The organism is Alteromonas sp. 4NH20-0104 (assembly GCF_057547795.1).
This window is the reverse complement of sequence record NZ_BAAJLP010000070.1, coordinates 1-1,316: the sequence shown is the minus strand read 5'-3', so window position 1 is coordinate 1,316 and position 1,316 is coordinate 1. Positions and strand designations below refer to the sequence as shown.

Annotated in this window: 1 protein-coding gene; it reads right to left on the bottom strand. The window is 46.7% G+C overall.

Going from position 1 to position 1,316, the window contains the following annotated elements; all coding sequences use genetic code 11:
• Positions 1–31: 31 nt before the first annotated feature.
• Positions 32–1,243 (bottom strand): IS256 family transposase, encoded by a 1,212-nt coding sequence (locus AC27IB_RS23445; RefSeq protein ID WP_487124048.1) that lies wholly within the window; start codon positions 1,241–1,243, stop codon positions 32–34.
• Positions 1,244–1,316: the final 73 nt, after the last annotated feature.

Sequence of the window (1,316 nt, the reverse complement as noted above, 5' to 3'; positions counted from 1 at the left end):
GAGCCTGTAACAGATTCTGTGTAACTGCCATTTAGTTAATGTGTCTTTCGAGGCGTTCCTCGAACTCGATAATAAAACGACTCATAGCCTGACGCCAGTTTTGAATGGGCATCGTCCATTTTTTGCTGGCATCTTTAATCGCTAAGTAAACCATCTTTCTTGCTGCATCGTCACTGGGGAAGATTTTCCGCTTTTTGATAGCCTTTCTGATAACACTGTTGAGCGACTCAATGGCATTGGTGGTGTAAATCGCTTTACGGATATCCTCGGGGTAACTGAACAACGTATTGAGGTTTTGCCAGTGGTTACGCCATGATTTTGAGATTTGTGGGTACTGGCCATCCCAGATTTCACTGAAGCGTTCCAGTTCAAGCAAGGCTTCATCTTCAGTCGCTGACCGGTAAACCCGCTTTAAGTCCGTCGTGACAGCCTTGTAGTCTTTCCACGATACGAACTTCAATGAATTGCGCACCATGTGCACGATACATAGCTGGATGTGTGTCTGAGGAAAAACGGTGTTGATAGCATCAGGGAAGCCTTTCAGGCCATCCACACAGGCGATGAGAATATCTTCGACGCCACGCTGCTGAAGCTCAGTCAGCACGCTCAACCAGAACTTAGCGCCTTCATTTTCAGCAATCCACATCCCCATCAGCTCTTTGTGACCTTCGGTGTTGATACCCAGAGCCAGGAAGATGGACTTGTTGATGACCCGCTTATCCTGGCGAATTTTCACTACGATGCAGTCCAGGTAAACAATCGGGTAGACAGCATCTAAAGGACGAGATTGCCATTCAATCACCTGCTCAATAACAGCATTAGTGACACGAGAAACGAGCGTGGGCGATATCTCTGCGCCATACCATTCCTCAAAGGCATTGACGATGTCACGGGTGCTCATGCCCTGTGAATACAGCCAGAGAATTTTATCGTCCATGGAGGTAAAACGGGTTTGGTGCTTTTTGACAAGTTTGGGTTCAAAGGAGCCTTCGCGGTCGCGAGGCGTATCGAGTTTAAACTCGCCGTCTTCGGTTTTGACCCGTTTACTGCTTTTGCCATTGCGGGTATTGGTCGACGTGGACTGTTGGTGTTTCTCGTAGCCAAGATGCTCATCCATCTCTGCGTTCAAAGCCGCTTCAACAGTGATTTTCTTCAACATCTGGCTAAACTCGTTCAAGTCCTCAGGTGTTTTAATCCCTTTGGCTGCTTCCTTTGCGAAAGCCTCAAGTTCTTTCTTATTCATGTTCATCTGCCTATCCTTAACTCTTCATAGAGTATGTTGAGATAGGCAGTTACACAAAATTAGTTACAGTCTC